The following is a 13,145-nucleotide window of genomic DNA, read 5'->3' as shown; positions in this document are numbered from 1 at the left end:
GCCTCGGCCGGCCCGGCGCTCGCCGGCCGCGCGTAACGGCCGCCTGCGGCCCGCCGCCTCGCCCCGATGCCCGCACCGCGAAGGCGGCCGCGCCGAAGCGCGGACTTCTAAGGAGGCATTGCCATGGAAACCAACATCCTCACGGAAGAGCTGTACGCATCGTACAAATCGCTGCTGTTCTCGCTGGCCTATCGCATGCTCGGCAGCGTCATGGACGCGGAGGACATCGTCCACGAGGCGTTCCTCTCCCTCCAGGGCACGGAGCCGGGCCATGTCGCCAACGTGAAGGCATACCTGTGCAAAACGGTCACGAACCGCTGCATCGACCGGCTGCGTTCGTCGCAAAAGCAGCGCGAGCTCTACGTCGGCCCATGGCTGCCGGAGCCGCTCGTCGCCGATTGGCCGGATGCCGGCGGCGCCGGCGCCGGGACGGCCGGGGGCATCGGCATCGACCCGTATCAGGCTTACGCCCGCCACGAAGCGGTGTCGACGGCGTATCTGCTGCTCCTGCAGCAGCTCTCGTGGACGGAGCGCGCGGTCTTCCTGCTCCGCGAGGTGCTGCAGTACGACTACGACGAGATCGCCGCCATCGTCGGCAAGAGCGCCGTGAACTGCCGGCAGATCTTCCACCGGGCGCGGCGCGCCATTCATCCCGAGGACGAACCGAAGGCGCCGAGCCCGGGCTTGCCCGGCCACCAGGCGCTCGTCGAACAGTTCGCGGCGGCGCTGGCGAGCGGCGATATCGGCCGGCTGCTGAACGTGCTGTCGCGCGACGCGGCCCTTCTGTCCGACGGCGGCGGCAAGGTGCACGCGGCCGTCCGGCCGATTGTCGGCGCGGCCCGCGTCGCCGGCTTCCTCGAAGGGGTGCTGCGGAAGCTGGAGCCCGGCCACTCCGCCAAGCCCGCCCTCGTCGGCGGCGAGCTCGGCCTCGTCACGTACGCGGCGGACGGCGGCGTGTCCGGCGTCGTCTCGTTCCGCGTCGAGCGGGACCGGATCGCGGAGGTCTACATTCTCGTCAATCCCGACAAGCTCGCGCGGGTTCGATAAGCCGCTTCGCCCGCTGCGCCGCGGCTCCGGCAAAGCCGGCGCGACAGGCGCGGCCGGCACGCGGAGGGACGCGAGGCTTCCCGCGCGACACCGCCCGCCGAATACGCGCACGGCGGGAACCGCGCCGCCCAAGCAAAAAAGCCGGATCCGAGGATCCGGCTTTTTTGCCGCGTGCCGCGTGCCGCGTGCCGCTTGCCAACTGCCAATTGCGGGCAAAGGGGACAACCCCGATTGCCCGCCCGGCCTACACCTTGAACCGCGTCACCGCCTGCCGCAGCTCGCCCGAGATGGCCCCGAGCCCGTCGGCGGTGCGGGATACCTGCGCCATGGCGCCCTTCTGGGTGGCCGCCGCTTCCGTGATCGTCCCGGCCAGCTCCGTCGTCTGCCGCGACAGCTCCGCCAGCTCGGCGATGGACGCCGAGACCTCCTCGGAGCTGGCCGACATTTGCTCGGAGACGGCGTAGACGTCCAGCAGCTGGTCCGCCACCTCCCGCACGGAGCCGGACAAGTCCAGGAACATCGCTCCGGTCTCTTCCGCCGCCTGCCGCATCGCCGTCACCTCGCTCAAGCCGCGGTCGATCGCGGCCACGGCGCCCCGGGTCTCCTGCTGCACCCGTTCGATCAGCTCCGCGATGCGCTCGGCGGACGTCTTGGACTGCTCGGCCAGCTTCCGGATCTCGCCGGAGACGACCGCGAAGCCCCGGCCGTGCTCGCCGGCGCGCGCCGCCTCGATGGAGGCGTTCAGCGCCAACAGATTCGTCTGCTGCGTCACGGACGCGATCATCGACGTCACTTGGCCGATCTCCTCGGACATGCCCCGCAGCCGGTCCATCGCCGCGACCGCCCCTTGAACCGTCTCGACGACGCCGATGATCTGCCGCATGCTGCCTTGCATCTGCGAGCTGCCCTCGCCCGCGCTCCGCCGCGCCGCGTTCGAGGCGTCCGACGCGCTGCCCGCCGACTCCGCCACCCGGCCGATGCCGGCGGCCATCTCCTCCATCGCCCGGCTGCTCTCCTGCGTGCCGTGGTACTGGCGGGACGAGTGCCCCGTCAGCCGCTCCATCGCGCCGGAGATCGACCGCGACGATTCCGCCGACGCGTGCGCGCCCGACTGCAGCGTCTCGGCGGCCGCGGCCACCTGCCGCGACGATTCGCCGAGATGCTCGATGAGCGCGCGCAAATTGCCGGTCATGTGATTGAAATGCGCCGCGAGCGAACCGATTTCGTTGCGCGAGCGGATGTCGAGCGTGCCGGTCAGGTCGCCCCCGGCCGCCCGCTCCGCCTGGGCGCCGATCAACCGCAGCGGACGCAGGAACGCGCGCACCGACAAGGAGATGACGGCGATGCCCGCGATCGCCGCCAGCAGTCCGATGAGGGAGCTGCGGTACAAGTCGCGCTTCAGCGTCTTCGTGATGAACCCGTAATTGAAGTCGAGCCCCGCGTAGGCGATCAGGTTGCCCTTCGGGTCCTTGATCGCGCTGACGACGCTGATCCACGTGCCCAGACTGTCCGCGTACGCGCCCGTCCGGCTGACGCCTTCCAGCTCCGACGCCTTCAGCGCCCGGCGCAGCGTCTCGACCGGCACGTACGGCTCCGCCGGCTTCTCGTCCGCGTACAGGTTCGCGTTCGAGAGCAGGTTCAGGAGCGCGGGCCGGCCGTCCTCCCGGGTCCATTCGGGGTAGAAAAGATACGCGTTCTCCACCAGCTCGGATGCGGCGGCGCGGTCCATTTCCTCCTGCACCCGCACGACGGCGGGAACCGTCTTATACGCCTCCACGTTTTTCTTCAGCTCCGTCTTCGCCGTCCCGATTTCGTCCAGCTCGAGCATGAGCGGGGAATGGAACATGTTTTCGAGCGCCACGAGCTCGTCCATCACATGCTGCTTCTGCTGAAAATAAGACACCGTCGTCAGCACGACGCACAAGGCCAAATAACAAGTCCCGGCAATAAACGAAATGCGGAACGCCAAGGATCGGAAATAGCCGACCGCGGACGGGCCGCGCTTGATTGGCTGCGAGAAGGACATAGTTCGAAAGCACCTCCGGATATAGGTCGAATGTCTACTAAACGAACGATACCGGATTCTAAAATATTGGTCAATTATGCCAAAAAAATTTGTCGAAAACGGCCGATTTTCGCCGATTCCGGGCTTCGGCCCGCAGCGGCCGCGGGCAAAGGCGCCGGACCTGCCCGCCAGCGCGCCGAACGATCGCGCCGATCGGTACGGACCATGCCGAACAAGCCGCGGCCGGTTGACTCCGGCTGCGGCTTGAACGAACGGCTTTGGTTGCCGTTAAATTGCGCTTTTAGCCGCTCTCGCCGCGGCTGTTGCCGCGTACCCCGGCCGGAAGCGCGTCTGCCGCCCCGCGTTACGCCTCGAACGTATACGTCCGCGACCACGTTGCCGTCTCGCCTGGCGCAGCCTGGACGGGCGCGAACATTTCCGGCGATACGTTATGCGCCATGCCCCAGACGGCGATCAGCTCCGTCCGGAAGCCGCACGCTTCGGAAACCCGCACGCCCGAAGGCCGGTGCTCCAGCGTCCAGCCGTCCGGCAGCGCGCCGCCGTCCCCGCCCGGCGCCATGCGGCCGTAGAAATCCCGATCCGGCACGCTGCCCCACGCCAGCCGGCCGCCCTCCGCCCGGATGTCGCCTACGTGAACCGCGAACGCGGGCTGGCACTCCCCGCGGAAGACCAGCGAATAGTCCGGCCCGACCGTATGCCCGTCGATGCAGATGAAATTATGCGCGTACTCGTTGGTGGCGATGATCCGTTCCCCGACATTGGTCAGCTCGTAGTCCGCGCGCAGCGCGTTCCCCTCGATCGCGAGCCGCTTGCGATAGCGCGCCGCGAAGCCGAGGCACGGCTCGGGATGCGCGTCGAACAGCACGCGGCTCTCGTCCTCCCGGATCACGTCGACGCGGTAAGGCCGCACCTCGTACGCCTTCATGAACCGGTAGCCTTCGTCCGACTCGCGCCGGAGCAGCCCGACGCCCAGCTTCGGAAACCACTCCCCCGGCTTCGCCTCGTCGTAGCCGAGCATCCGCTGATTGCCGAATTCGCCGCAGAGCCCCGCCCCCTTCGACGGGTCCCATACGTGCGGAATTTCATAGGCGCCGAACGTATGCCTGCCGTCCAGCGTCGCCTCCGTGACGAATCCGGTCCGGTCGAACCGGGCGCCGCCCACCGCGGCGGGATGCTTGATCGCGACGGCCAGCCGGCCGCCCCGCAGTACAATGTCCTCGTGCATGAATCGCTCCTCCTTCGCTTGGCTCTCTCCTTCCTCCAACGATTCCGCGCGGAGCGCCGCCTTTCCTGCCGGCCGGACGCGCGCCGGACGCAAAAAACCCCGTCCCGCGGAGGGACGGAGTGGCGCGGCTCGTTTTTTGGTATACTGACGAAAGCCGCCGCCGTACGCCGCGGGCTTACGGCAGGCAAGGAGGTGCTTTGCGGCCATGCAGCTCAACAAAGGCGAGATCCTGTTCCGCCAAGGGGAAACCGGCCCCCTCTTCCACTTGCGCAGCGGCTTGCTCAAAATCATGCGCGTCCACGCGGACGGCACGCCGTTCCTCGTCAACATCATCACGCCGGGCGAAATCATTCCCCATCATTCGCTCATCAGCCCGAATCCGTACTTCGGCACGGCCGTCGCGCTCATGCCGTCGGAGGCGGAGGTCATCTCCGCGCCGGACTGGTACCGGCAGCTGGAGGACGAGCCCGCGCGGTGCCGGGAGATCGCCCTGCTGCTGCAGGACCGGCTGCGCATGATGCAGCAGCGCATCGACCAGCTGACGCAGGTGGCGCCCGCCAACAAGCTCCGCAAGCTGCAGGCGTGGTTCCGCCTCTACATCGAGCCGGCCGCCCTGACGGAGGTGCTGACGCAGGACGAGATCGGCCAGCTGATCGGCCTGCGCCGGGAAACCGTCAACCGGCTGCTCCGGGCGCAGCGGGCGGAGACGCAGCCCCGTTAGGCTTGCCCCCGCGCGGCAGCCGCCCCCGGCCGGACCGCAGCCCGGCTGCCGCCCGCGTCCCGCCAGGCGGCCGCTTCCGTCGCTCCGCCTCAGTCCAGCGCGCCCGCCGGACCGAAGAACTCGAAATGGATGTCTTCCGCCGCGATGCCCCATTCCTTCAGCGCCTGGTTCACCGTCCGCATGAACGGCGTCGGTCCGCAGAAGTAGAAGCCGGCGTCGGTCGTCCCCACGGTTTGTTGCAGGAACGCCAGATCGAGATACCCCTCTTTATGGAATACCCCCGCTTCCCGGTCTTTATCCGTCGGCGTCCCGTAGACCCAGTGCGCCGAGAAGGCCGGGTGCTCGCCCACGATTTGCTCGACCTCGTCCCGCAGCGCGTGCATGCCGCCGTGACGCGCCGCGTGGATGAACGTCACCTTGCGCTCCGGCTGCGTCTCCGCCAGCGTGCGCAGCATGCTGACCATCGGCGTCAGGCCGACGCCGCCGCTGATGAGCACGACCGGACGCGAATCGCCTTGGTCCAGCGTGAAATCGCCCGCCGGCGCCGACAGCGGCAGCACGTCGCCTTCCTGAATCTCCTCGTGCAAGTACACCGATACGCGGCCCGCCGGCAGCCCCGGCACCGTATTTTCCCGCTTCACCGAAATCCGGTAATGCCCCGCCCCCGGCGAGCCCGACAGGCTGTACTGGCGGATATGCGTCCGGTCCTCGCCCGGAATGTCCAGCTTCACGCTGACGTACTGGCCGGGCTCGAACGCCGCGATCGCGCCGCCGTCCGCCGGCACGAGGTAGAACGACGTGATGACCTCGCTCTCCCGCTCCTTCCGCGACACCCTGAACGGCCGGAAGCCCTCCCAGCCGCCGGGCTGCGTCTCCGCTTGCTTGTACATCTCCGCTTCCACGCCGATGAACGCGCCCGCGATCACGCCGTATGCCTCCGCCCAAGCGCCGATGATGTCGTCGGTCGCGGCGTCGCCGAGCACTTCTTTGATCGCGCCGAGCAGATGCTCCCCGACGATCGGGTAATGCTCCGGCTTCACGCCGAGGCTGCGGTGCTTGTGCGCGATGCCCTTCACGACCGGCAGGATCGCCTCCAGCTTGTCGATGTTGGCCGCCGCCGCGTAGACCGCGTTCGCGAGCGCCGTCTGCTGCCGGCCTTGCTTTTGGTTGGCGTGGTTGAAAATATTGAGCAGCTCCGGATGGGCCTCGAACAGCCGCTGGTAGAAGCGCTTCGTGATCGCCGTGCCGTGCACCTCCAGCACGGGCACCGTCGATTTGATGATGTCGATCGTTTCTTGCTTCAGCATGTTGCATCCCCGCTTTCGTGTGGCTTTGTTTTCATGGTTTCAGTATACGGCTGCGCGGAACCCCGCCTTGTGATTGCAATCACAGCGTTTGAGAAGAATGTGTGACGATCCCGGATAAATCCTCCTACTTCGCCGGACGCGCGATTTTTACCTTTTTGTAAAGGAACCGGCCGGTTTTGTCGACATAGAAGGAAAGGCATGACCGCATCCACCTCACAGGCCAAGGGAGACCGCAGCGATGATCCAAGTGAACGACACGCGCATGAAACAGATCAAGTATACCGGCATTACGGAGCAGGACCTCGCGTATTTGAAAAGCGTCCGCCCGCTCTTCGAGCGGATCACGAACGAAGTCGTCGACCGGCTGTACGAGCAGGTCGCCGCCAATCCGGAGATGAAGGCGATCATCGACCGGCACAGCACGCTCGACCGGTTGAAGGAGACGCAGCGCTGGTACTTCCTGTCGCTGACGGACGGCGTCATCGACCAGGCGTTCATCGACCGCCGCATCCTCATCGGCAGCATCCACTCGCGCATCGGGCTGACGACCGACTGGTACCTCGGCACGTACATGCTGTACCTCGACGCGGCCGTGCAGCACTTCCGGCGCATCGCGCCGGATGCGTGGATGACCATCGTGCTCGCGCTGTCCAAGATGTTCAACCTCGACTCCCAGCTCGTGCTCGAGGCGTACGAACAGGACGAGAAGGCGAAGATCCAGAAGCTGTCCGACGCGCGGCAGCACACGCTGACAACGATCAGCCGCATCGTCCAGGACCTGTCGGCGATGATCGTGGAGCTCGGCGGCAGCAGCCAGTCCGTCGCGGCGTCGGCCAGCCATACGGCGGACATCCAGGACCAGGCGAACGCGAGAGTGCGCGGGCTGCAGGCCAAAATCGGCGAAATCGACGGCATCGGCTCGCTGCTGCAGGAGATTTCCGACCAGAGCCAGCTGCTCGGCATCAACGCCGCCATCGAAGCGGCGCACGCGGCGGAGCACGGACGCGGGTTCGGCGTCGTCGCGAACGAGATCCGCAAGCTGGCCAGCCACTCCAAGGAATCGCTCGCCGCGGTCCGGGAGAAGCTGCGGGAGATCACCGGCGTCATGGGCGACGTCATGACGGACGCCGAGCGGACCTCGCAGCTCGCGCGCCACCAGGCGGCCAGCTCGCAGGAGCTGACGTCCTTCGTGCAGATGATCGAGACGATCACGCTGGAGCTCGAGGGCATCCGGTAGCGGATCGGCGAATCGGGCCGCCGCAGACGGGAATCCGTCGGCCGGGCCGCGCCCGGGCCAAGCCGCGCTTGGTCGGGTGCCTCGCCTGGTCGAAGGCCGATTCCGCCGCGCCCCTGACCCTGCCGCGCTTGGCCGGCAGTGGCCGCATCCTCGACGCTCCCGAACCTGTCGGGCCGCCGCCCGCGCGGCCGCGCGGACGGACGTTCTTTTCACGCCGCCCCGCGTTGTGCTATAGTAGGAGCAACCGAATACCCGTTTTATTCGCTAGGGGAGTCTGATGACTGAGACGCGGAGCCGAATCCGCGGACCCTTGGAACCTGATCTGGGTGATGCCAGCGTAGGGAAGTGAATGGAATTCCGAACGACGACGCGCTTGGCGTTTGTTTCGCGGACCCGCCCATTCCTTTCCGGAGGAATCGGCGGGTTTTTTCGTATGCGCCCGAAAGGAGGATGCCCGCATGAAGACCGTTTTATCGCTGCGCGAGATTTCGTTCGCCTACGGCGCCGGAGAAGGCGACCGGCTGTTCGCGGGCTTGTCGATGCACGTGGCGGAGGGCGAATTCGTCTCCGTCGTCGGCGCGAGCGGCTCCGGCAAGAGCACGCTCTTCAAGCTGATCGCCGGCCTGCTCGAGCCGGCTTCCGGGGAGATCGCGCTCTACGGGGATCGCGCCGCCCGCCGGCTCGGAAGCGTCGGCTACATGCCGCAGCGGGACCTGCTGCTCCCGTGGCGCACCGTGATGGACAACTGCCTGCTGCCGCTCGAGCTGGCGCCGCGGGGACGCCCGAAGGACGGCGCCGCCGAGGTCCGGCGGCTGCTCGCGCGCTTCGGGCTGGAAGGAAAGGAGCGCGCCTACCCCGCCGAGCTGTCCGGCGGCATGCGGCAGCGGGTCGCGCTGCTGCGCACGGTCATGACGGGGCGCCCGCTGCTGCTGCTCGACGAGCCGTTCGGCGCGCTCGACGCCATGACCAAGCGGGAGCTGCACCGCTGGCTGCTCGGGCTCTGGGGCGGCCTTGACAAGAGCGTCCTGTTCATCACGCACGACCTCGAGGAGGCGCTTCTGCTGAGCGACCGCGTCTATCTGATGCCCGCGGCCGGCAGCGGGGACGGCCTGCTGGAGCTGCGCCCCGGCCTGCCTCGGCCGCGGGACGCAAGCCTCAAATACGAGCCGGGCTTCGTGAAGCTCCGGCGGGAATTGGAGCTGCTGCTGGATGAACAGACGACGGCCGTTCCGTGACCCGCTGTCGGCGCTGCTCGGGCAGTACGGCCTGTTCGCGCTCCTCCTGCTCGCGCTGCTCGCCGGCTGGGAATGCGCCGTGCGGCTCGGCTGGGTGCCGTTCTTCATCCTGCCGGCCCCGACCGCGATCGCCGGCGCGCTCGGCCGCGATGCCGGCCCGCTGCTCGGCCGCCATCTGGCCGCCACGGCGTCGGAGGCCGCCCTCGGCTTCCTGCTCTCGGTCGCCGGGGGCGCGCTGCTCGCGGCGCTGATGCGCCGGTACCGCTGGTTGAACAAAGCGCTCTACCCGTTCATCGTCTTCAGCCAGACGATTCCGCTCATCGCGCTGTCCCCCGTGTTCATCCTGTGGTTCGGATACGCGATCTGGAGCAAGGTCGTGGTGGTATTCCTGACCGCGTTCTTCCCGATCGTCGTCGGCACGTACGACGGCCTCGGCCGGGGCGACGCCGGCTACCGCGAGCTGCTGCTGACGATGGGCGCGGGCCGCTGGGCGATTTTCCGCAAGGTGCAGGCGCCGCTCGCGCTGCCGTCGTTCTTCTCCGCCCTCAAGCTGTCCGTCGTCTACAGCGTCGTCGGCGCGACGATCGGCGAATGGCTCGGGGGCACCGAAGGGCTCGGCTATTTCAGCCGCCGCATGTCCGGCGGCCTGCAGACGGACGCGATGTTCGCGGCGGTCTTCCTGCTGTCGGCGCTCGGCGTCGCGTTCTTCCTCGCCGTCGCGCTGCTCGAAACCATCCTGCTTCGCAAGAGAAAGAAGGATTACTCATGAGAAAGCCATTCTTATTCGCCTTCCCGATGCTCATCGCCGCGGCGCTGCTCGCGCTGGGCGGCTGCGGCTCGTCGCCGGGCGGCGGCGCGGCCCCGAACGCCGGCAATGCCGGCAATGCCGCGAATGCCGGCGCTAGCGAACAAGCGGGCGGCAACGCGCCGACGCAAAAAATCTCGCTCATGCTGGACTGGTATCCCAACGCGGTCCATTCCTTCCTGTACGCCGCCGAGGCGCAGGGGTATTTCGCGAAAGCCGGCCTCGACGTCGACATCCGCATGCCCGCCGACACGAACGACGCCCTGAAGCTCGTCGCGGCCGGCAAGGTCGACCTCGCGCTCACGTACCAGCCGCAGGTGCTGATGGCCCGCGGAGAGCATATCCCCGTGAAATCGATCGCCGCCATCGTGCGCCATCCGCTCAACCATCTGATGGTGCCGGCGGGGGGCGGCGCGCGGTCGCCGAAGGACCTCGCCGGAAAAACGATCGGCTTCTCGTCCATCCCCCTCTACGAGGCGATGGCGCGCACCATGATCAAGCAGGACGGCGGCGATCCGGACGCCGCGAAGCTGGTCGACGTCGGGTACGATCTGATCCCGGCGATCTCCACGGGGAAGGTCGACGCCATCATCGGCGGCTTCATCAATCACGAGCAGCTGATCCTGGACAAAGACGGCCATCCCGTCGACTCGCTGGACCCCGCCGCCTACGGCGTGCCGGACTATTACGAGCTCGTGCTGGCCGCGAGCGACGACGGCCTGAAGGCGAAGCGGGACCTGTTCGCCAAGTTCGTGCAAGCCGCGGCCGAAGGCCAGCGCTACGTCGAAGCGCATCCGGACGACGCGCTGAAGACGCTGCTCGCCCACGAGGACGGCGGCTCCCCGCTCGACCCGGCTATCGAGGCGAAGAGCCTGGACATTCTGCTGCCGCTCATGACGGACAAGGACGCGCCCTTCGGCGCGCAGGATCCCGCATCTTGGGACCGCGTGAACGCCTGGCTCGCGGACAACGGCTTGCTCGGTTCGGACGTCAAGGCCGCGGACGCGTTCGTCAATTTGACCGAATAAGATCGACAAGATAAACGACTTCAACCGACCAGGAGGAATCGACCATGTCCTATCTCGATCAAGTCCGCGAGCGCAAGCCGCTCGTGCATAACATCACCAACTGGGTGGTGACGAACTTCACCGCCAACGGCCTGCTCGCCCTCGGCGCCTCGCCCATCATGGCGTACGCCCGCGAGGAGGTCGCGGACGTCGCGAAGATCTCCGGCGCCGTGCTCCTGAACATGGGCACGCCGGACGCCGCCGTGGTGGAGTCGATTCTGCTCGCGGGCCGGTCGGCGAACGCGCACGGCGTGCCCGTCGTGTTCGATCCCGTCGGCGCGGGCGCGACGCCCTATCGGACGGAGACGGCGCGGCGAATCGTCCGCGAGGTGCGGCTGAGCGCGCTGCGCGGCAACGTGGCCGAAGTCGCCAACGTCGTCGGCGAGAGCTGGGCGATCAAGGGCGTCGATGCCGGCGCGGGCGACGGGGATGTCGCGGCGCTGGCCGTGCGGGCCGCGAAGCGGCTCGGCTGCCTCGTCGTCATCACGGGCAAGGACGACGTCGTCACGGACGGCGAGACGACGTACGTCGTCCATGGCGGCCATCCGATCCTGACGCAGGTGACGGGCGCGGGCTGCCTGCTCGGCTCCGTCATCGGCGCTTTCCTGGCCGTCGCCGGCGACGGCGCGGCGCGGCTCGAAGCGGCCGCCGAAGCGCTGGCGTTCTACGGCGCGGCGGCGGAGCTGGCGTTCGCGGCGACGGAAGGCCGCGGACCGGGCAGCTTCCAGGTCGAGTTCCTGAACCGGCTGGCGCTGGTCACTTCCGCCGAGCTGCGGGAGATGGCCGCTATCGAGAAGCTGGCTTAAGCCGAGCGCGCGATGAAAGATAGTTGCGGGCTTGCGAACACGAAACGCTAAAGGAGGAATCACGATGACGACCATTAATAAGGCGCTCACGATCGCCGGCTCGGACAGCGGCGGCGGCGCGGGCATTCAAGCCGACCTGAAGACGTTTCAGGAGCTCGGCGTCTACGGCATGTCCGCGCTGACGGCGGTCACGGCGCAGAACACGCTCGGCGTTCACGGCGTCTACCCGCTCGAGCCCGCGGCCGTCGCCGCGCAGCTGGACGCGGTCGGCGCGGATTTGCCCCCGGACGCGGTCAAGACGGGGATGCTGTTCAGCTCGTCCATCATCGGTACGGTCGCGGACAAGGCGCGCGAGTACGGCTGGCGGAACCTCGTCATTGACCCCGTCATGGTCGCCAAGGGCGGCTCGCGGCTGCTGCTCCGCGAGGCGGTCGACGCGCTCGTGACGCGGCTGCTGCCGCTCGCGCTCGTGACGACGCCGAATATTCCCGAGGCCGAGATGCTGACCGGCCTGCAAATCACGAGCCTGCAGGAGCGCGAAATCGCCGCGAAGACGATCGTGGAGATGGGATCGCGGTACGCGCTCATCAAGGGCGGCCATGGCGCGCGGCATGAGCCGATGGTCGACCTGCTCTACGACGGCCGGACGTTCCGCTATCTGGAGAGCAAGCGGATCGACACCCGTCACACGCACGGGACGGGCTGCACGTATTCCGCCGCGCTGACGGCCGCGCTCGCCCGCGGTTTCGCGGTCGAGGACGCGATGGAGATGGCGAAAGCGTTCATCCAGGCGGCGATCGAGGACGAGCTCGGGTTCGGGGAGGGCCACGGGCCGACGAACCATTTTGCTTACCGGCGGCGGATGCGGAGCGAAGCGCGTGCCCGGTAACGTTCGCCGTCCCGCGGAGGAAGCGGTCCGCCGCGCGCTAGGCGTCTACCTCATCATGGGCAGCCCGAATTGCCCGCCCGGGACGGACCCGGCCGAGCTGCTCGCGGACGCGATCGACGGCGGCGTCACCTGCTTCCAGTACCGCGAGAAAGGGCCGGGCGCGCTCGCGGGCGACGCCATGCTGGCGCTGGGGAAGCGGCTGCAGGCGCTATGCCGGGCGCGCGGCGTGCCGTTCATCGTGAACGACGACGCCGGCCTGGCGGCGGTGCTCGGGGCCGACGGCATCCACGTCGGGCAGGACGACGAGCCGGCCGCGTCCATCCGGGCGCGGCTCGGCCCCGGCGCGATCGTCGGCGTGTCCGCCCACACCGCGGACGAGGCGCGCCGGGCGCTGGCCGACGGCGCCGATTACTTGGGCATCGGGCCGGTGTTCCCGACCGGCTCGAAGCCCGACGCCAAGGCGCCGCAGGGCACGCGGCTGCTCGAGGAGCTTCGCGCGGCCGGCATCGCGGCGCCGCTGGTCGGCATCGGCGGCATCACGCCCGCGAATGCCGCCTCGGTCCTCGCCGCCGGCGCCGACGGCGTCTCCGTCATCTCGGCGATCGCGCTCGCGCCGTCGCCGGCGGAGGCCGCCCGGCGGCTGGCGGAAGCCGCCGCGCGGGGGTCGGGGGGGCAGAGGGAGAGCCCGGGACCGCTCTCCCCCCCTCAACGCCTTCTTCCGCTTGGTGAAAGGGACGGGGGGGGCGAGGGGGGGGCGGGAGGGGGGGGGGGGGGGGGGGG

11 protein-coding genes, 1 pseudogene and 1 riboswitch are annotated in these 13,145 nt (G+C 68.4%); of the genes and pseudogenes, 9 read left to right on the top strand and 3 right to left on the bottom strand.

Annotation, left to right across the window (positions count from 1 at the left end; all coding sequences use genetic code 11):
* Positions 1–123 precede the first annotated feature (123 nt).
* Positions 124–1,047, top strand: a complete 924-nt coding sequence (sigJ, locus tag I8J29_RS32650; RefSeq protein WP_208851442.1) for an RNA polymerase sigma factor SigJ — start codon at positions 124–126, stop codon at positions 1,045–1,047.
* A 244-nt stretch (positions 1,048–1,291) separates the two neighbouring features.
* On the opposite strand, the gene I8J29_RS32645 is transcribed toward sigJ, so the two are convergent.
* Together I8J29_RS32645 and I8J29_RS32640 are read right to left on the bottom strand one after the other, a co-directional pair.
* Positions 1,292–3,073 carry a methyl-accepting chemotaxis protein gene (locus I8J29_RS32645; protein ID WP_208851441.1) on the bottom strand — a complete coding sequence of 594 codons (1,782 nt, stop codon included), beginning with the start codon at positions 3,071–3,073 and terminating at the stop codon, positions 1,292–1,294.
* A gap of 343 nt (positions 3,074–3,416) precedes the next feature.
* Positions 3,417–4,298 carry a hypothetical protein gene (locus tag I8J29_RS32640; RefSeq protein WP_208851440.1) on the bottom strand — a complete coding sequence of 294 codons (882 nt, stop codon included), beginning with the start codon at positions 4,296–4,298 and terminating at the stop codon, positions 3,417–3,419.
* Positions 4,299–4,503: 205 nt separating this feature from the next.
* On the opposite strand from I8J29_RS32640, the gene I8J29_RS32635 reads away from it, so the two are divergent.
* On the top strand, positions 4,504–5,019 hold the full coding sequence (locus I8J29_RS32635) for a Crp/Fnr family transcriptional regulator (RefSeq protein WP_208851439.1): 516 nt from the start codon (positions 4,504–4,506) through the stop codon (positions 5,017–5,019).
* 89 nt (positions 5,020–5,108) lie between these two features.
* Here the strand turns inward: I8J29_RS32635 and hmpA are convergent, their stop codons facing one another.
* Positions 5,109–6,326, bottom strand: coding sequence for an NO-inducible flavohemoprotein (hmpA, locus tag I8J29_RS32630; protein ID WP_208851438.1), 1,218 nt, complete (start codon positions 6,324–6,326; stop codon positions 5,109–5,111).
* Between the two features lie 238 nt (positions 6,327–6,564).
* Here hmpA and I8J29_RS32625 point away from each other — a divergent pair, with 238 nt between their 5' ends.
* The 7 genes and pseudogenes from I8J29_RS32625 to thiE form a co-directional block, all read left to right on the top strand.
* Complete coding sequence (locus I8J29_RS32625; protein WP_208851437.1) at positions 6,565–7,563, top strand: globin-coupled sensor protein; 999 nt, start codon at positions 6,565–6,567, stop codon at positions 7,561–7,563.
* Positions 7,564–7,819: 256 nt separating this feature from the next.
* Positions 7,820–7,924, top strand: a riboswitch (TPP riboswitch).
* A gap of 97 nt (positions 7,925–8,021) precedes the next feature.
* Complete coding sequence (locus I8J29_RS32620) at positions 8,022–8,798, top strand: ABC transporter ATP-binding protein (RefSeq protein ID WP_208851436.1); 777 nt, start codon at positions 8,022–8,024, stop codon at positions 8,796–8,798.
* Positions 8,773–9,567 carry an ABC transporter permease gene (locus I8J29_RS32615; protein ID WP_208851435.1) on the top strand — a complete coding sequence of 265 codons (795 nt, stop codon included), beginning with the start codon at positions 8,773–8,775 and terminating at the stop codon, positions 9,565–9,567. Before I8J29_RS32620 ends, I8J29_RS32615 begins: the two co-directional genes overlap by 26 nt.
* The gene (locus tag I8J29_RS32610; protein WP_208851434.1) at positions 9,564–10,631 is read left to right on the top strand and encodes an ABC transporter substrate-binding protein; all 1,068 of its coding nucleotides are present in this window, start codon (positions 9,564–9,566) and stop codon (positions 10,629–10,631) included. Before I8J29_RS32615 ends, I8J29_RS32610 begins: the two co-directional genes overlap by 4 nt.
* 44 nt (positions 10,632–10,675) lie before the next feature.
* Positions 10,676–11,476, top strand: a complete 801-nt coding sequence (gene thiM / locus I8J29_RS32605; RefSeq protein WP_208851433.1) for a hydroxyethylthiazole kinase — start codon at positions 10,676–10,678, stop codon at positions 11,474–11,476.
* Between the two features lie 64 nt (positions 11,477–11,540).
* A complete protein-coding gene (gene thiD / locus I8J29_RS32600) occupies positions 11,541–12,365 on the top strand; it encodes a bifunctional hydroxymethylpyrimidine kinase/phosphomethylpyrimidine kinase (RefSeq protein ID WP_208851432.1) in 825 nt (274 codons plus the stop codon).
* 55 nt (positions 12,366–12,420) lie between these two features.
* Positions 12,421–13,014: pseudogene (gene thiE, locus I8J29_RS32595) on the top strand (thiamine phosphate synthase); the annotation flags it as partial.
* Between the last annotated feature and the right edge of the window lie 131 nt (positions 13,015–13,145).

The sequence above is a fragment of the Paenibacillus artemisiicola genome, from assembly GCF_017652985.1.
In the GTDB taxonomy this organism is placed as follows: Bacteria; Bacillota; Bacilli; order Paenibacillales; family Paenibacillaceae; genus Paenibacillus_Z; species Paenibacillus_Z artemisiicola.
Note: the sequence above shows the minus strand (reverse complement) of the source record. Positions and strands in the feature narration are given on the sequence as shown.